Genomic DNA, 17,520 nt, shown 5'->3' on the forward strand with positions numbered 1-17,520 from the left:
GACCTACGCCCCTCTCGATGACGTCGAGGACGACAAGCGTGGGAGGTCTCCGTGAGCAGCAACCTCTTCCGGACGAAGAAGGTCGAGCAGTCCATCCTCGACACCGAGGAACCGGAGCATGCGCTCAGGAAGTCCCTGTCCGCGCTGGACCTGACCGTCTTCGGCGTCGGCGTCATCATCGGCACCGGCATCTTCGTCCTCACCGGCACGGTCGCGAAGAACAACGCCGGTCCCGCGGTGGCCCTGGCCTTCGTGGTGGCCGGTGTCGTCTGCGCGCTGGCCGCGCTGTGCTACGCCGAGTTCGCCTCCACCGTCCCGGTGGCGGGCTCCGCGTACACCTTCTCGTACGCCTCCCTGGGTGAGCTGCCCGCCTGGATCATCGGCTGGGACCTGGTCCTGGAGTTCGCGCTCGGCACGGCGGTGGTGGCCGTCGGCTGGTCCGGCTACATCCAGTCGCTGATGGGCAACGCGGACTGGGAGATGCCCGCCGCGCTGGGCAGCAGGCAGGGCGCCGACGGCTTCGGGTTCGACATCCTCGCCGCCGCCCTCGTGCTGGTGCTCACCGGCATCCTCGTCCTCGGCATGAAGCTGTCCGCCCGGGTCACCTCGGTGGTCGTCGCCATCAAGGTGACCGTCGTCCTCGTCGTGATCATCGCCGGCGCGTTCTTCATCACCGCCGACAACTACGACCCGTTCGTACCGAAGGCGCAGCCGGTGGAGGCGGGGGAGAGCCTCGACGCGCCGCTGATCCAGTTGCTCTTCGGCTGGGCACCGTCCAACTTCGGCGTGATGGGCATCTTCACCGCCGCCTCGGTGGTCTTCTTCGCCTTCATCGGCTTCGACATCGTCGCCACGGCCGCCGAGGAGACCAGGAACCCGCAGCGCGACATGCCCCGCGGCATCCTCGGCTCGCTGTTCATCTGTACCGCCCTGTACGTCGCGGTGTCGATCGTCGTCACCGGGATGCAGAACTACCGTGACCTGAGCGTGGACGCGCCGCTGGCCGACGCGTTCAAGGCGACCGGGCATCCCTGGTACGCGGGCTTCATCAGCTTCGGCGCCGCCGTCGGACTGACGACCGTCTGCATGATCCTCCTCCTCGGTCAGACACGCGTCTTCTTCGCGATGAGCCGCGACGGACTGCTGCCCCGGTTCTTCTCCCGGGTCCACCCCCGGTTCAGGACCCCGCACCGCCCGACCATCCTGCTCGGTGTCCTCATCGCGGTCCTCGCGGGCTTCACCCCACTGGAGGAACTCGCCGCGCTGGTCAACATCGGCACCCTGTTCGCCTTCGTGGTCGTCGCCATCAGCGTGATCATCCTCCGCAGGACCCGGCCCGACCTGCACCGTTCCTTCCGCACCCCGCTGGTGCCGTTCCTGCCCATCCTGTCGGTCGCGGCCTCGCTGTGGCTGATGCTCAACCTGCCCGCCGAGACCTGGGTCCGCTTCGCCATCTGGATGGCGATCGGCATCCTCGTGTACTTCCTCTACGGCAGGGGCCACAGCCGCCTGGGCCGCGGTGCCGAGACGCCCCCGGACGAGGTCATGAGGCCGTCGGGCCCGGGAGGGCGGTAGCGGCGCCGCCCCGGCCGCCCGCGGGCCGTCCTCAGCGCCGTACCGTTCGCGGACCCGCGACGTCCGCGCCCAGGGCCGTCACCCGGTCGCGCAGTTCCCGGTCCGCGGTGACCACCAGGACCGGGCGGGGACGGGCCTCGGTGACCAGGGCGACGACGTGGTCGTCGCCGTCGGCGGGGGCCGCCTCCACCCGGACGCCGGGGACCGGTGCCACGCCGCGGGCGGCACCCTCGACGACCATGACGATCTCCACGGGGCCGGTGTGCCCGGGCAGGCCGTCCGACGCCAGGCGGTCGCGCAGACGGCGAGCGGCGCCCGCGCGGTCCCGCCACCATCCGTCGGGTACCGAGCCGACGACGTTCGCGGCGTCGACGATCACGAGAAGGGCGGCGGTGTCGTTCATGCCGTCAGGGTCCCACGGCGGCCGCCGGGACAGGCCCGCGCCTGTCGCCGTGCCGGGGCCCCGATGCCGTCCGCGCAGGCGCCTGCATAGGGTGGGACGGTGAACGGCGACTGGCTCCTGCGCGGCCGCGACGGCCGCCTCACCGTCTACCTGACCTCGGACGACGCCGTCCTGTGCCGCGCGGAACTCGGTCCCCGCGGCCCCTGGGAACCACCCCGCAGGGTCGGCGGCCAACAGAAGCTGCACCCGGACCCGGCGGTCGGTCAGGGCGCGGACGGCTACGCCCACCTCGTCGCCTGGCGTCCCACCGTGTCCGGCGAATCGGGCCTGGTGCACTCCACCCACTTCCGGCCCCGCCTGGCCCCTCTGGACTGGAACCCCGTGGGCCACCCCGACAAGAAGGGCGAGCGCACCGGCACGCCGGCCGTCGCCGTCGACGCCCAGGGACGCGCGCACATCTTCGTCCGAGGCCGGGACGGCGCGGTGAGCATGCTGGCCCAGAGGGAGAAGGGCGGCTGGGACCCCTGGTGCAGGCTGGAGGGGACCGACGTGCGGGGCGAACTCGCCGCCGTCACAGGGGAGTCTGGCCGGGTCGAGCTGTACGAGGCCGTCCCCGGCGGGATCGCGCACTGGCGCCGCGAGGAGCCGGGCAAGCCGCCCGTGCGCACGGACTGCGTCGATGCGGAGGCCCGGCCGGGCACCCTCCGCGCGCTGGCGACCTCGGCGGGGCACACCACCGTCTACTTCACGGACGGGCGGGGCGAGTTGTGCGCCTGGCGGCCCGGCGACAAGCCGGTGGCCCTGCTCCCCGCGGCCGGCCCCGGCCCGGTGAGCGCGGTGCGCTGCGTCATCGAGGGCCACGACTGCACCGTTCTCGCCCAGCGATCGGCGAGCGGCCGGGTCGCCTTCGCCGCGTACCCCACGCAGGAGGAGTCGACCGGCGCCTGGTGGACCGAGTCCGGACCCCAACTGCCCGCCGACGCACGGGTGTCGCTGGCCCTGGACGAACACGGTCAGGTCGTCGCGGCCACCGTCTCCCCGTCCACCGGCCGGCTCCTCCTCACCCGCCGCAAGGACGAACCGGGCCTGGCACTGACGGCCTGGCAGGAGATCTGACGCTGCGTCGGCTCAGGGGGAGGGGAGCGTTGGCCGATCTCTTGCATCAGGAACTGCCGCCGCGTGCCGGTGACTTACGCGCCTCGTCCGGTATGGCCGTGTCGGTACGGAGCGCCTCCCACAGCCTGGACGCCCGCGGTTCGGCCGGCACCACGCGGTTGGGGTCGGCCCGGTCGTACTCCACCGGAAGCATGATCGTGTCCATCGTCGCCGGGTCGATGCCCTCGAGGCTCTGCCCCAACTCGGCCAGAGCACCGAGCGACGCCAGTTCCGAGTCGGTGGTCAGGGACTCGGTCAGCCGGTCGGCGATGCGGTACAGCTTCGCCGGACTCCCCAGCAGGTCCTGACGCTTGATCTCGGCGAGCAGCGCGCCCAGGAACTTCTGCTGCAGCTCGATGCGGCCCAGATCGCTGCCGTCGCCGTAACCGTGCCGAGTGCGGACGAACTCCAGCGCCTGCTCGCCGTCGAGGCGGTGCTCCCCGGCGTCCAGCCGCAGTCCCGAGGTGATGGGCCGGTCCAGTGCCACGGTCACTCCGCCGATCGCGTCGACGATCCCCTTGAACCCGGCGAAGTCCACCTCCACCAGATGGTCGACCCGGACGTCACTCATCTGTTCCACCGTCTTTACGGTGCACGCCGATCCGGCCCGCGCGTAGACGGAGTTGAACATCACCCGCCGCGCCGCCGGCACCACCGTGCCGTCCGTCCCCATGCACTCGGGACGGTCGACCAGGGTGTCCCGCGGGATGCTCACCGCGACCGCCTCGGTCCGCCCCTTGGCGATGTGCACGAGCAGCGCCGTGTCGGAACGCGCCCCGTCGACCCCGCCGCCGTCCCGTGCCGCGTCGGCCCCCGTCCGGGAGTCCGAGCCGAGCAGCAGCAGATTCAGCGCGTCGCCCGCCGCGGTCTCGCGCCGGGGGCGGTGGTCGTCGTCTCCCAGTGCCTTGCCCAGGTCGACCGCGTCCTCCTTGAGGTTGCCGTCGAGTCCCCGGTACAGCCACCAGGCCGTACCGCCCGCCGCGAGGAGCATCACCAGGAGCGCCGGCAGAACGATCCGGCGGGCCCTTCCGCGGGGGCGGGCGCGCCTGCGGCTGACGGACCGCCGGGCGGCGGGAAGTCGGGTGTGGCTCATGTCGCTCCGCTTCGGAAATGCAGGGGGAATTCCGTCCGCCGGGGAGTGATTCGACCCGGGGCGGATGTCCTCGGGGTGACGGGAGACACCCGAGCGACGCCAGGGGTTGTACCGATGTGTACGTGACAAGACGCACGGTGAGGTGACGTGGTTATAAAGTGATGATCCTGTTAGCCTCCTCCTCACTTGTTCGATTTACTCGGGTGGTCCAGTGCTGCCCGCGTCCCGGCCTACCGAGGGCCGCGCAACGGGGTTGGGGAATGGTGTCGTGAGCAGATCCTCCACGGTGGATCTTGTCGTTGTCGGACTCGGTTACGTGGGGCTGCCGTTGGCCCGCTCCGCCGCGGCCGCCGGATTGAAGGTGGTGGGTCTCGACCGCAGCCGCTCCGTCGTCGAGGGCCTGAACAGCGGCAGTTCGCATGTCGACGACATCACCGACGCAGAGGTCTCGGCGATGCTCGGCCAGGGCTTCACGGCGTCCGACCGTCCCGAGGTCATCGCCGACGCCGCCGCGGTCGTCATCTGCGTGCCCACCCCGCTCACCGAGTACGGCTCCCCGGACCTTGGCGCGGTGCACGCCGCAGTCGAGGACATCGCCGCCCACCTCGCCCCCGGCACCCTGGTGGTGCTCGAGTCCACGACGTACCCCGGGACCACCGAGGAGGTCGTACGGCCCCGACTGGAGGCCGGCGGCCTGAAGGTCGGTCAGGACTTCCACCTGGCGTTCTCGCCCGAGCGCATCGACCCGGGCAACGCCTCCTTCGGACTGGAGAACACCCCCAAGGTGGTCGGTGGCGTGACCGCCGACTGCACCAAGGCCGCCCGCGCCCTGTACGAACGCTTCGTGGCCCGCGTGGTCGAGGCCAAGGGCACCCGCGAGGCCGAGATGGCCAAGCTGCTGGAGAACACCTACCGGCACGTCAACATCGCCCTCGTCAACGAGATGTCGATGTTCTGCCGCGAAATCGGTGTCGACCTCTGGGACGCGATCCGCTGCGCCTCCACCAAGCCGTTCGGTTTCGCGCCGTTCTACCCCGGCCCCGGCGTCGGCGGACACTGCATCCCGATCGACCCCAACTACCTGTCCTACAAGGTGCGTTCACTGGGGATCCCGTTCCGCTTCGTGGAGCTGGCGCAGGAGATCAACCAGCGCATGCCCGTGCACGTGGTCAACCGCGCCGCCGATCTGCTCAATGAGGAGAGCAAGGCCGTGCGCGGCTCCCGCGTCCTGCTGCTCGGCGTCACCTACAAGCCGGACATCTCCGACCAGCGCGAGAGCCCGGCCATGGCGGTCGCCGAGAACCTGCTGGCCCGCGGCGCCGAACTCGTCTACTTCGACCCCCGGGTCGACGGCTGGACCGTCGACGGCTCCGCCGTCGAGCGCGCCGACGACTACCTGGCCGCCGCGGAGGCCGCGGACCTCACCATCCTGCTCCAGCCCCACCGGGAGATAGACCTGGGGCTGCTGGCCGACCGTGCCCGCAAGCTGTTCGACACCCGGGGCAAGTCCGCCGATCATCCCCGGGTGGTCAAGCTGTGACGACGGAGGACACGTACATACCCGGGGCCGTCGACTCCGACGGGCGTCGAGGGCACCGCAAGCGGCGGCACCTGAAGGTCTCGTACTTCTTCTTCATCGCCATCGCCGCGCTGATCGCCACCCGGCTCGACTCCGACTCGCTGCACCTGTATTCCATGGGCGCGATGGGTCTGCTGGCCCTGAAGATGTTCGGCGCCCTGTTCTACCGGCCCGCCAAGGCGGGCCGGGAGGAACTGGAGTACCTCGAGAGCTGCTGGGTCACCGCGGTCATCCCGATCTACAACGAGGACCCGGTGATGTTCGAGCAGGGCATGCGCTCCCTGCTCGCGCAGAGCCGGCTCCCCAACGAGATCCACATCATCGACGACTGCAGCGCCGACGCCGGCGGCATCCGGGCGGCGAAGAAACTGCGACCCGAGTTCGAGGCACGGGGCGTCAAGTACACCGTCAGCGTCCAGCCCGAGAACAAGGGCAAGCGCGAGGCGCTCGCGCTGGGCTTCGAGGCGGCGCCGTACTCGGACATCTTCCTGTGCGTCGACTCCGACACGGTGCTCTCCCGGGACACGGTACGTGAGCTGCTGCTGCCGCTGGCCGACGAGAAGATCATGGCCTCCACCGGCATGGTGCTGGCGCTCAACCACGACAGCAACGTCTTCACCCGCCTCCAGGACCTGCGTTACGGCAACTCCTTCCTCTTCGAGCGGGCCGCCTACTCGCGGCTGAAGTCCGTGCTGTGCTGCTGCGGCGCCCTGTCGGCGTACCGCGGCACGCTGGTGCGCAAGTACCTGCCGGACTTCCTCAACCAGCAGTTCCTGGGCAAGCCCGCCGTGTTCGGCGACGACCGCCGCATGACCAACTACTGCCTGATGGAAGGTCAGGTGGTCTTCCAGGAGACCGCCGTCGGCTACACCGCCGTTCCCGAGAAGCTGCCGCACTTCCTGCGCCAGCAGGTCCGCTGGAACAAGTCCTTCTTCCGCGAATCCCTGTGGGCCTTCCGGCACCAGAAGAAGTACCGGCCGGCCTTCTGGCTCACTTGCATGGAGCTCGGCCTGTGGCTGGTCTTCGGCACGGCGATGTTCTACTCCATGGTCATCCTGCCGATCATGCAGCCGACCCGGTTCCTCGACCACATCGGGGACTACGCGCTGTTCATGGTCCTCATGGGCTATCTCCGCAACGTCCGCTACCTCGACTTCCCGCGCCGCGGCATGGGCTTCGTCAAGCGGTTCGGCATGTTCCTGCTGGCCCCGCTGTACGGCCTGATCCAGCTGTTCCTGCTGACACCGCTGCGCTTCTACGCCCTGCTCACCCTGCACAAGGGCAGCTGGGGAACCCGCCAGGGCGGCGTCGAGGTGTCCGTGGCAGGTGACCACGAGGCCGATGTGACGGAAATCTTCGAGGAAGAGGATCCGTACTCCGACAAGAAGGTCACTGAGACGCTCCAGCTGATGCGCCTGGAGGGGGTCGCGCTGCGCACGCGGCCCCGGATGGCCACCATCCCCAGCCAGCCGCAGCCGCTGCCCGGCTACGACGAGCAGCACCACCAGAACGTGCCCCAGCAGCCCGTGAGCTGGGGCACGCCCGAGCCCGTCCAGGCCCCGGCCGGTCACGGCGGGCAGTGGGAGGGCGGCGGACAGCAGCAGTGGCAGGGCGGCGGCCAGGCCGACCCGTACCACCACCAGCAGCCGTACCCGCCGCAGCAGCAGTACCCGCAGCAGGGCCAGGGCGGCTACCACGACCCCAACTGGCCGCATCAGGGCGGCCAGGGCGGCGGCTGGTAGACGGACGGCGGCGAGAGCCGGAAAGGAAGGGGGGCGGCCGTGAGGCCGCCCCCCTTCCTCGTGCCCTTCCTCGTCGTGCCCGGCCTACTTGTAGTAGGCCATCGCCTCCTCGACGGTCACCACAGGGATGCCCCGGTCGGCGATCTGCTGCATCAGCGTGGTCAGGCCCGCCGTGCCGATCTCCGTGCTCATCGTCGGGGCACCCGGAACGATCTTGTGCAGACACAGGATCAGCCAGTCACCGTTCTGGGCGCAGCGGTCCAGCTTGCCGCCCGGGCCGGTCAGCTTCGTCAGCGCCGTACCACCGATGCCCGTACCGTCGTTGATGCCGGTCAGCGCCTTCAGGCGGTACGGCATCGCCGGGGCGAAGGACTCGATCGTCTCCGAGATGATCGACCGGGCGGTGGTGAAGTGCCGGCTCGCGATCAGGTCCACGGGGACGCCGTCGGACGTCTTCTGGAACGCCCCGTGCGGATAGGCGAAGTGCTCGCTGGTGAAGCCGTTGGAGACCAGCCACTCGCGCAGCTTGCGGAAGTCCTCGTCGGCCTGCTCCGCGGTGAGCTTGGGATAGCTGGCGGTGTGCACGGCGTTCGCGTAGGAGTGGCCGCCCATCTCCCAGCCGGAGAAGTTCTGCATCGAGCGCATCTGCTCGATCGTCAGAAAGCTCCCGGTGCCGATCGCGTCGGCGATGTTGTAGACCGTCCCGGGGAAGCCGAACGAGTCCATGATCGGCCGGGCCAGGTTGTGGACGGAGTTGTGGGAGTCGTCGAAGGTGATGGAGACGACGCCCTTGGGGAACACCTTGGCGGTGTCCGGGATCAGCTCGACGGCCTGGAGGCGGTACGTCACCGGACCGCCCGCGTTGTCGTACACGGCGAACGACATGTCGGTGAAGCCGGTCTTGGTCGACGGGCTGCCCGCGGCCGAGATCGAGTACGTGCCCGCCGCCCCGACGACGTCCGCCCACTGCAGGTGGACCGTCACCCACTCACCGGACTGGACGTAGTTGGCCGCGGTCTTGGAGTGCACGTGGACCGTCCACGTGAAGTAGTTCGCGAGGGAACCGCTGCCCAGGTAGAAGACGATCTTGGACAGGTTGGTGACGTCGTCGACCCGGAAGAGCAGCCGGATCATCTTGCCGCTCAGGTCCATCGCGGTCATCCGCGTCCTGCGCACGTACGACTGCTTGCCGGTGCCGTTGGTGGTCACGCTCACCGACTGCGTGCCGCGTACGAACTGCGTCTTGTCGTTCGGCTCGGACGACGCGGTGCCGGTGCCCCCGGCGGTCCAGCCGTGGGACGCCTGGAACTGCTGGGACCAGGTGGCCCGGCGGTTCTGGGGCCTGCGGCCCGACGGGGCGTAGGGCGGGGGCGTGACCAGCCCACCGATGGCTCCTTCGGCGGCCACCGGAGCCGTCTGCGGCTGTGCGGCAACGGTGCCCAGCCACGCCCCGCCGCCCGCCATGGCGACACCGCCCGCGCCGCCCATGAGCAGCGCTGAGCGCCGGCTCACCACGGGCTTGCCGTTCGAAGCGCCCTGGCCGTGCGCACTGGACCGCCTTTTCCTCACTCGGACCCCCGGACCGTGTCGAAGTAGTTCCTGCCCCTGTCGGTGAAGTCCCGGACCTGGGTCTCGACTTCCTCTGCCGACAGGGTTTCGTTCGCGTTGTAGTAAAGCCAGTCGACCTTCATGTCCCAGGCGCGCTCGCCCTCGAACGGCAGGTCCACGAACCAGTGGTTGAAGTTCACCGACATGTCCGCGCGCGGGACGTACTTCCCGCTGCTCACGAAGAGCTTCTTGCCGTCGAGCCAGTAGGCGACGACGCCGTCCTTCACCCGGATCATCATCGTGTGCCAGTCGTCGAGGCTCTTGTTCGTGGTGATGTAGACGCGGTCGTTCGTCTTGTGGTCGTGCCAGGTGACGGTGTCGAGCTTGGGACCTGGCCGGCCCCAGCCGCCGTTGGGCATGTACTCGTTGTCCAGCTCGCTGTACGTCGAGCCCTTGCCGCCGATGGTGTAGAAGGTCTGGTTGACGTGGTCGCCCTTGTCCCCGGTGGACGGCGCGTCGCTGAAGTGGATGCGGGCGGCGTAGGTCCCCTCGCGGAACTTGCTCGCGGCGGTGCCCAGGCTCGCCTGCTTCGTGCCCGCCTCGGTGCCGTCCGTGCTGGCGCGCAGTTGCAGCACCTGACCGCTGTTCAGCGCCTCCCCGTCGGCGGGGAAGGTGACGCCGTCGGCCGACCAGGTGTTCTCGATGCCGGGGCCGCCCTTGCTGGTGCGGACCAGCCAGCCGTGCTTGAACAGGGCGGGGTCCTTGGCACCGAGGTAGTCGAAGGTGTCGAACAGCACCCCTTCGGGGGCGGCGGGCAGCGGCTCGTGAGAGGCGGAGGTCTTCGCCCGGTCCTTGTCGTCGTGCGGCCCGGTGCCGTCCGGCTCCTCGCCCCAGGCGAGGACGCCCCGCCTGTAGGCGGTGACCTTCTTCGCCTCCTTGTAGCTGGTCATCTCGGCGTCGAAGGAGCGGTCGTCGGACTGCTGCAGCTTCTTGTGGTCGGTGCGGAAGAGCTGGACGTCGATGCCCTTGCTGTTGGCGCCGGGCTCGAGCGTCCCGGCCTTCTCCGTGAAGCGGAGCTCCAGATAGCGGTCGGCCGACTCCGTGGGCTTGTCCAACTCGACGACGCGACCGGCCAGGTTGGAGCAGCCGAAGGCGGCGTTCACGCAGTTGAAGGCGTACGCGGCGTCGTCGCCGGTGAAGTAGTAGCGGAGCGTGACGTCGCTGAGCGGCAGGGGCTTGTCGCTCTGGTTGAAGACCTCCAGCGATGGCTTGGCCACCGCCGTGTCTGCCGGGGTGCTGGTCCGGTACCGCACAAGGAGCTCGGGCGGATCCGGGTTCGCCGCCTTCCAGATGGGGTAGAGCGCCGTCGCACCGGCGCCGATCACGGCCACGAACAGCAGCAGCCTGATCTTGGGCCACACCCGACTGCGGGCAGGGCGGCGGCGGGTGGACGCCACGGGGACTCCTCAGCAGAACAGCAGAACGTTCTTGTACACAAGTGTTGGGATCGTGTGGAGATCCTATCGGGTACGGGTGTGACGAAAGGGGGTGGGTCACACGGATCGTTACCGTGCGACCCACCCCCTTCCGGGAGGGCCGGTTACGCCGGGACGCTCGCCACGCCCGGAGCCAGGAACCTCGTGCCGTTCACCCGCTCGGAGACGCCCTCACGGTCCAGGTACGGCGTGATGCCGCCCAGGTGGAAGGGCCAGCCGGCGCCCGTGATCAGGCACAGGTCGATGTCCTGCGCCTCGGCGACGACGCCCTCCTCGAGCATGAGCCCGATCTCCTGCGCCACCGCGTCCAGCACCCGGGCCCGCACCTGCTCCTCGGTGAGGACGGTGTCGCCCTGCTTGAGCAGCGCGGCGACCTCCGGGTCCAGCTCGGGCTTGCCGCTGTCGTAGACGTAGAAGCCGCGCTTGCCCGCCTCGACGACCGCCTTGAGGTTCGGGGAGACGGTGAAGCGGTCCGGGAACGCACGGTTGAGCGTCTCGGAGACGTGCAGGCCGATCGCCGGACCGACCAGTTCCAGCAGCACCAGCGGCGACATCGGCAGACCGAGCGGCTCGACCGCCTTCTCGGCGACCTCGACCGGGGTGCCCTCGTCGATGACGTTCTGGATCTCGCCCATGAAGCGGGTCAGGATGCGGTTCACGACGAACGCCGGGGCGTCCTTGACCAGGACCGCGGTCTTCTTCAACTTCTTGGCGACGCCGAACGCCGTGGCCAGCGAGGCGTCGTCGGTCTTCTCGCCGCGGACGATCTCCAGCAGCGGCAGCACCGCTACGGGGTTGAAGAAGTGGAAGCCGACGACCCGCTCGGGGTGCTTCAGCTTCGACGCCATCTCCGTCACGGAGAGCGAGGAGGTGTTGGTGGCGAGGATCGCGTGCGCCGGTGCGACCGCCTCGACCTCCGCGAACACCTGCTGCTTGACGCCCATCTCCTCGAAGACCGCTTCGATGACGAAGTCGGCGTCCGCGAAGCCCTCGGCCTTGTCCAGGACACCGGTCACCAGCGCCTTGAGGCGGTTGGCCTTGTCCTGGTTGATGCGGCCCTTGCCGAGCAGCTTGTCGATCTCGGCGTGGACGTAGCCCACGCCCTTGTCGATGCGCTCCTGGTCGATGTCGGTCAGCACGACCGGCACCTCGAGGCGGCGCAGGAACAGCAGCGCCAGCTGCGAGGCCATCAGACCGGCGCCCACGACACCGACCTTGGTGACCGGGCGGGCCAGGTTCTTGTCCGGGGCGCCCGCGGGGCGCTTGCCGCGCTTCTGCACCAGGTTGAACGCGTAGATTCCGGCGCGCAGTTCGCCACCCATGATCAGGTCGGCGAGCGCCTTGTCCTCGGCGTCGTAGCCCTGCTGGAGGTCGCCGTTCTTCGCGGCGGCGATGATGTCCAGGGCACGGTAGGCGGCCGGGGCGGCGCCATGCACCTTGGAGTCGGCGATGAAGCGGCCGCGCTCGACGGCCTGGTCCCAGCCCTCGCCGCGGTCGATGACCGGGCGCTCGATCTCGAGCTCGCCCTTGAGGACGGAGGCCGTCCAGATCAGCGACTGCTCGAGGAAGTCGGCACCCTCGAACAGCGCGTCGGCGATGCCGAGCTCGTAGACCTGCTTGCCCTTGAGCTGCTTGTTCTGGTTGAGGCTGTTCTCGATGATCACCGAGACGGCCTTGTCGGCGCCGATCAGGTTCGGCAGCAGCGTGCAGCCGCCCCAGCCGGGGACCAGGCCGAGGAAGACCTCGGGCAGGGAGAACGCCGGGATGGCCGCGGACACCGTGCGGTAGGTGCAGTGCAGGCCGACCTCGACGCCGCCGCCCATGGCCGCGCCGTTGTAGTAGGCGAACGTCGGGACCGCGAGGCCGGACAGACGCTTGAAGACGTCGTGGCCGCCCTTGCCGATGGCGTAGGCGTGGTCCCACTCCTTGAGGAGCTCGACGCCCTTGAGGTCGGCGCCGACCGCGAAGATGAACGGCTTGCCGGTGACGCCGACACCGACGATCTCGCCGTCCGCGGCCTCCTTCTCCACCTGGTCGATGGCGGCGTTGAGGTTCGCCAGCGACTGAGGGCCGAAGGTGGTCGGCTTGGTGTGGTCGAGCCCGTTGTCCAGGGTGATCAGGGCGAAACGGCCCGCGCCCAGGGGGAGGTCGAAGTGGCGCACGTGCGCCTGCGTGACGACCTCGTCCGGGAACAGCTCGGCCGCGCCCTTCAACAGCTCAGCGGTGGTGCTCACTTGTCCCCCTCGAAGTGCGGGTTCTCCCAGATGACCGTCGCGCCCATGCCGAAGCCGACGCACATGGTGGTCAGGCCGTAGCGGACGTGCGGCTGTTCCTCGAACTGGCGGGCCAGCTGCGTCATCAGGCGGACGCCGGAGGAGGCCAGCGGGTGGCCGAAGGCGATGGCGCCGCCGTACTGGTTGACGCGCTCGTCGTCGTCGGCGATCCCGTAGTGGTCAAGGAAGGCCAGCACCTGGACGGCGAAGGCCTCGTTGATCTCGAACAGGCCGATGTCGGAGATCGACAGACCCGCCTGCGCCAGAGCCTTCTCGGTGGCCGGGATCGGGCCGTACCCCATGACCTCCGGCTCCACACCGGTGAAGGCGTAGGAGACCAGGCGCATCTTGACCGGCAGCCCGTTCTCGCGGGCGAAGTCCTCGGAGGCGATGACCGAGGCGGTGGCGCCGTCGTTCAGACCGGCCGCGTTGCCCGCGGTGACCCGGCCGTGCACGCGGAACGGGGTCTTCAGACCGGCCAGGCTCTCCAGGGTGGTGCCCGGGCGCATCGGCTCGTCGGCGGTGACCAGGCCCCAGCCCGTCTCGCCGCCCTCGGGGTTGGTGCGGCGCACCGAGACCGGCACCAGGTCCTGCTGGATCTTGCCGTTGGCGTACGCCTTGGCGGCCTTCTCCTGCGAGCGCACGGCGTACTCGTCGGCGCGCAGCTTGGTGATCTGCGGGTAGCGGTCGTGCAGGTTCTCCGCGGTCATGCCCATGAACAGGGCGGACTGGTCGACCAGCTTCTCGGAGACGAACCGCGGGTTGGGGTCCACACCCTCGCCCATCGGGTGACGGCCCATGTGCTCGACACCGCCCGCGATGGCGACGTCGTACGCGCCGAAGGCGACGGAGCCGGCGACCGCGGTGACCGCGGTCAGGGCGCCGGCGCACATGCGGTCGATGGAGTAGCCCGGGACCGAGGTCGGCAGGCCCGCGAGGATGCCGGCGGTGCGGCCGATGGTCAGGCCCTGGTCACCGATCTGCGTGGTCGCGGCGATGGCCACCTCGTCGATCTTCTTGGGGTCGAGTCCGGGGTTGCGGCGCAGCAGCTCCCGGATCGCCTTCACGACGAGGTCGTCGGCACGGGTCTCGTGGTAGATGCCCTTGGGGCCCGCCTTGCCGAACGGGGTGCGGACGCCGTCGACGAAGACGACGTCCCTGACGGTACGAGGCACGATGGCTCTCCTCCAGGGTGCGGGATGGCACTGCTGCGGTGCGCTGAGCGCACGCTCAGCGCCCATGCTACTTATGAGTAACGTGGCTGCCCAGTCCCACGGCCGCGAGCGGCGAAGGTCACACCCGTGGCGGAGCCGTCGAGCCGCGCGGAGTCGGATCGGGAGGGGGCGCACCGGATGCGTACCCGCTCCCGCTGCGGACATGACGCGCCGTTCGACGGGCACCGCGCTCGGCCGGCGCGGCGCTCCGCGTGAGCGGCGCCCGGCTGCGTACGCGGACCTCGCGGATCTTGGCGCGATCTCGACGTCCTCGTTCCGCTTCACCGGCCGTACGCGGCGCACCGTCGGACCGTCCGCGGCGGGGGGCGTCCTGGTGCCGGCGATCAGGCGCCCTCTGCCGCGGCCAGCGCCGCGACCAGTACCGGCGTGACCTGCTCCACCTGCCAGGGCCGCGCCCCGAACCCCGTCAGCGCCGCGGCGACGGACTCCTCGTCGGCCGGCTTCGGCGGCTCCCAGCACACCCGGCGGACGGTGTCCGGCGTGATCAGGTTCTCCTGCGGCATGTTCAGCCGCTCGGCCAGTGCCGACACACCGGCCCGGGCGGCGGACAGCCGGGTCGCGGCGGCCGGGTCCTTGTCGGCCCACGCCCGCGGCGGCGGGGGGCCGGTCACCGGCTGCCCGGGCTGGGGCAGCTGGGACTCGCTCAGTGCCCTGGCCCGGTCGACCGCCGCCTGCCACTGCTCCAGCTGGCGGCGGCCCACCCGCTGCCCGAACCCGTTGAGCGCGGCGAGGGCGTGGGTGCCGGTGGGCAGGGCGAGGGCGGCCTCGACGATCGCCGCGTCCGAGAGCACCTTGCCGGGCGAGACGTCCCGGCGCCGGGCGATGCGGTCCCGGGTCTGCCACAGCTCCCGCACGACGGCCAGCTGCCGCCGCCGGCGCACCTTGTGCATGCCGGACGTGCGCCGCCAGGGGTCCTTGCGGGGCTCGGGCGGGGGCGCGGAGGCGATGGCGTCGAACTCCTGCCTGGCCCACTCCAGCTTGCCCTGCCGGTCCAGCTCCTTCTCCAGCGCGTCGCGCAGGTCGACCAGCAGCTCGACGTCGAGGGCGGCGTAGCGCAGCCAGGGCTCGGGCAGCGGGCGGGTGGACCAGTCGACGGCGGAGTGGCCCTTCTCCAGCACGAAGCCGAGGACGTTCTCGACCATCGCGCCGAGACCGACCCGCGGGAACCCGGCGAGGCGTCCGGCCAGCTCGGTGTCGAAGAGGCGGGTGGGCACCATGCCTATCTCGCGCAGACAGGGCAGGTCCTGGGTGGCGGCGTGCAGCACCCACTCCGCGCCGGACAGCGCCTCGCCCAGACCGGACAGGTCGGGACAGGCAACGGGGTCGATCAGCGCGGAGCCCGCTCCCTCGCGGCGCAGCTGGACGAGATAGGCGCTCTGGCCGTAGCGGTAGCCGGAGGCACGCTCGGCGTCCACGGCGACGGGGCCGGTGCCGGTGGCGAAGGCGGCGATCACCTCGGTGAGGGTGGCCTCGTCCGCGATCACGGGCGGAATGCCCTCACGCGGCTCCAGCAAGGGGGTCGGCGCCTCCGTAGCAGAAGATCCGCCGTCGTCCGGAGGAGCGCCTCCGGTGGTTCGCAGTGAACTGTCTGCTGCGGTGTCGTGGGCGTCGGTCACCTGTCAAGGGTATCCATGTCATGAAGGCGCCCGCCGACGGAACGTTCCGCCGACGGGCGCCCAGGGGTCGTAAACCAGTCAGAACGTGAAGGGACGGGGACGCGGGCCTGGAAGGGAGGTGAAGCGGGACCAGCGGTCGGTCCCGTCCACGGGCGGGTCGGTGAAGGAGGCGGGTGTCAGTGGATGATGCCGGTGCGCAGGGCGACGGCCACCATCCCGGCGCGGTCGCCGGTGCCGAGCTTGCGGGCAATGCGGGCGAGGTGGCTCTTGACGGTCAGTGCGGACAGGCCCATCGAGACGCCGATCGCCTTGTTCGACTGGCCCTCCGCCACCAGCCGCAGCACCTCGACCTCACGGCCGGACAGTTCGCGGTAGCCGCCCGGGTGGCTCGGAGCACCCGGGGGGCGGCGGTGGAGGCGCGCGGCGGCGGCACCGATGGGAGCGGCACCGGGACGGGTGGGGAGCCCGAGGTTGGTGCGGGTGCCGGTGACGACGTAGCCCTTGACTCCGCCCGCGAGCGCGTTGCGCACGGCGCCGATGTCGTCGGCCGCCGAAAGGGCGAGGCCGTTCGGCCAGCCCGCGGCGCGGGTCTCGGACAGGAGGGTGAGGCCGGAGCCGTCCGGCAGGTGGACTTCGGCGACGCAGATGTCTCGGGGGTTGCCGATGCGGGGACGAGCCTCCGCGACGGACGAGGCCTCGATCACATCGCGCACACCGAGCGCCCACAGGTGGCGGGTGACGGTGGAGCGGACGCGGGGGTCGGCCACGACCACCATGGCGGTCGGCTTGTTCGGGCGGTAGGCGACCAGGCTTGCGGGCTGCTCGAGGAGAACGGACACCAGGCCTCCTGGGGTGCGGGACGGGGCCGGCTCGTGGGGGTGAAGCCGGGACGAACCGTGCTTTCAAGGTCACAGTCGTCTTCGGCATCAAACCCGGTGTCCTTTAGGAAATGATCACGATCCGGTGAGTAACAATCCGTGCAATTCGGACACGCTGTCGATCATTCGAAGATCGAACGGTTTCGGTCCGCGTCGCAACACTTCCGAAAGTGGTCGTATCGACAAAGAGATCGGCACGGGTGACCGCCGGAGGCCCCACCGGCGAGGCTCAGCGCGACTGCGGTCCCCTGCGCTGCGGCAGCGTCACCACCGACGCGTCCCCCGGCGCGGCCGGCGGCAGCCCCGCGACCTGGGCCAGCAGATCGCACCAGGACATCAGGTGGGCGGCCGTGTCGGGTGCCCCGCCCAGCCCCTCCCGGGGCGTCCAGGAGGCACGGATCTCGATCTGCGAGGCCGACGGCCGCGAGGACAGCCCGCCGAAGTAGTGCGAGCCGGCGCGCGTGACCGTGCCGCTCGGCTCGCCGTAGCTCAGCCCGCGCGCCGCGAGGGCGCCGGTCAGCCAGGACCAGCACACGTCCGGCAGCAGCGGGTCCGCCGCCATCTCCGGCTCCAGCTCCGCCCGCACCAGTGTCACCAGCCGGAACGTGCCCCGCCAGGCGTCGTGCCCGGCCGGGTCGTAGAGCAGCACCAGTCGGCCGTCGGCCAGGTCCTGGTCGCCGTCGACGACGGCCGCCTCCAGCGCGTACGCGTGGGGCGCCAGCCGCTTGGGCGCGGGGGTGGCCTCCACCTCGATCTGCGGCCGCAGCCGCGCCCCCCTCAGCGCGTCGACGGCCGCCCGGAAGGGCAGCGGGGCCGTGCCCCCCTGCCCGAGGTCGTCCCCGGTGTCCTTCGGTTCGTCCATACCGCCAGCGCCGTCCGACAGTCGTCCCTGAGCCGCAGCCATGCGGGGAAGATTAAGGGGAACCG

Annotated in this window: 13 protein-coding genes; 4 read left to right on the forward strand and 9 right to left on the reverse strand. The window is 70.4% G+C overall.

All coding sequences use genetic code 11. The annotated features are described in order from the left end of the window. Nucleotides 1-51 precede the first annotated feature (51 nt). A complete protein-coding gene (locus ACFYOV_RS08860) occupies nt 52-1,575 on the forward strand; it encodes an amino acid permease (protein WP_389084656.1) in 1,524 nt (507 codons plus the stop codon). Between the two features lie 31 nt (nt 1,576-1,606). On the opposite strand, the gene ACFYOV_RS08865 is transcribed toward ACFYOV_RS08860, so the two are convergent. Then, a complete protein-coding gene (locus tag ACFYOV_RS08865; protein WP_389084658.1) occupies nt 1,607-1,978 on the reverse strand; it encodes an NTP pyrophosphohydrolase in 372 nt (123 codons plus the stop codon). A gap of 99 nt (nt 1,979-2,077) precedes the next feature. Here ACFYOV_RS08865 and ACFYOV_RS08870 point away from each other — a divergent pair, with 99 nt between their 5' ends. Further along, nucleotides 2,078-3,094, forward strand: coding sequence for a hypothetical protein (locus ACFYOV_RS08870; protein ID WP_389084661.1), 1,017 nt, complete (start codon nt 2,078-2,080; stop codon nt 3,092-3,094). A 46-nt stretch (nt 3,095-3,140) separates the two neighbouring features. Here ACFYOV_RS08870 and ACFYOV_RS08875 read toward each other — a convergent pair whose 3' ends face one another. Beyond that, nucleotides 3,141-4,226: an LCP family protein gene (locus ACFYOV_RS08875; RefSeq protein ID WP_389084663.1), complete on the reverse strand. Its 1,086-nt coding sequence runs from the start codon at nt 4,224-4,226 to the stop codon at nt 3,141-3,143. Nucleotides 4,227-4,494: 268 nt separating this feature from the next. On the opposite strand from ACFYOV_RS08875, the gene ACFYOV_RS08880 reads away from it, so the two are divergent. Both ACFYOV_RS08880 and ACFYOV_RS08885 read left to right on the forward strand, forming a co-directional pair. Continuing rightward, nucleotides 4,495-5,766: a nucleotide sugar dehydrogenase gene (locus ACFYOV_RS08880; protein WP_389084665.1), complete on the forward strand. Its 1,272-nt coding sequence runs from the start codon at nt 4,495-4,497 to the stop codon at nt 5,764-5,766. Beyond that, entirely contained in the window at nt 5,763-7,547 is a 1,785-nt protein-coding gene (locus ACFYOV_RS08885; protein ID WP_389084667.1) for a glycosyltransferase, read from the forward strand. Before ACFYOV_RS08880 ends, ACFYOV_RS08885 begins: the two co-directional genes overlap by 4 nt. 84 nt (nt 7,548-7,631) lie before the next feature. On the opposite strand, the gene ACFYOV_RS08890 is transcribed toward ACFYOV_RS08885, so the two are convergent. From ACFYOV_RS08890 to ACFYOV_RS08920, 7 genes are all read right to left on the reverse strand, one after another. Beyond that, nucleotides 7,632-9,059: a polysaccharide deacetylase family protein gene (locus ACFYOV_RS08890; protein WP_389084669.1), complete on the reverse strand. Its 1,428-nt coding sequence runs from the start codon at nt 9,057-9,059 to the stop codon at nt 7,632-7,634. A gap of 53 nt (nt 9,060-9,112) precedes the next feature. Then, entirely contained in the window at nt 9,113-10,552 is a 1,440-nt protein-coding gene (locus tag ACFYOV_RS08895; protein WP_389084670.1) for a cellulose binding domain-containing protein, read from the reverse strand. Between the two features lie 143 nt (nt 10,553-10,695). After that, on the reverse strand, nt 10,696-12,825 hold the full coding sequence (locus ACFYOV_RS08900; RefSeq protein WP_389084672.1) for a 3-hydroxyacyl-CoA dehydrogenase NAD-binding domain-containing protein: 2,130 nt from the start codon (nt 12,823-12,825) through the stop codon (nt 10,696-10,698). Beyond that, entirely contained in the window at nt 12,822-14,039 is a 1,218-nt protein-coding gene (locus tag ACFYOV_RS08905) for a thiolase family protein (RefSeq protein ID WP_389084675.1), read from the reverse strand. Before ACFYOV_RS08905 ends, ACFYOV_RS08900 begins: the two co-directional genes overlap by 4 nt. 383 nt (nt 14,040-14,422) lie before the next feature. Continuing rightward, nucleotides 14,423-15,715, reverse strand: a complete 1,293-nt coding sequence (locus ACFYOV_RS08910) for a ribonuclease D (RefSeq protein ID WP_389084677.1) — start codon at nt 15,713-15,715, stop codon at nt 14,423-14,425. A 176-nt stretch (nt 15,716-15,891) separates the two neighbouring features. Next, complete coding sequence (locus tag ACFYOV_RS08915; RefSeq protein ID WP_004923664.1) at nt 15,892-16,554, reverse strand: response regulator transcription factor; 663 nt, start codon at nt 16,552-16,554, stop codon at nt 15,892-15,894. 268 nt (nt 16,555-16,822) lie between these two features. Beyond that, nucleotides 16,823-17,497: a DUF3000 domain-containing protein gene (locus ACFYOV_RS08920; protein WP_389084681.1), complete on the reverse strand. Its 675-nt coding sequence runs from the start codon at nt 17,495-17,497 to the stop codon at nt 16,823-16,825. Between the last annotated feature and the right edge of the window lie 23 nt (nt 17,498-17,520).

The sequence above is a fragment of the Streptomyces sp. NPDC005931 genome (assembly GCF_042871235.1).
Classification (GTDB): Bacteria; Actinomycetota; Actinomycetes; order Streptomycetales; family Streptomycetaceae; genus Streptomyces.

What these genes read in the sequence shown, in the direction of transcription:
- ACFYOV_RS08865 (WP_389084658.1), bottom strand. Translation starts at nt 1,978, where the DNA reads ATGAACGACACCGCCGCCCTTCTCGTGATCGTCGACGCCGCGAACGTC.
- ACFYOV_RS08875 (WP_389084663.1), bottom strand. Translation starts at nt 4,226, where the DNA reads ATGAGCCACACCCGACTTCCCGCCGCCCGGCGGTCCGTCAGCCGCAGG.
- ACFYOV_RS08920 (WP_389084681.1), bottom strand. Translation starts at nt 17,497, where the DNA reads ATGGCTGCGGCTCAGGGACGACTGTCGGACGGCGCTGGCGGTATGGAC.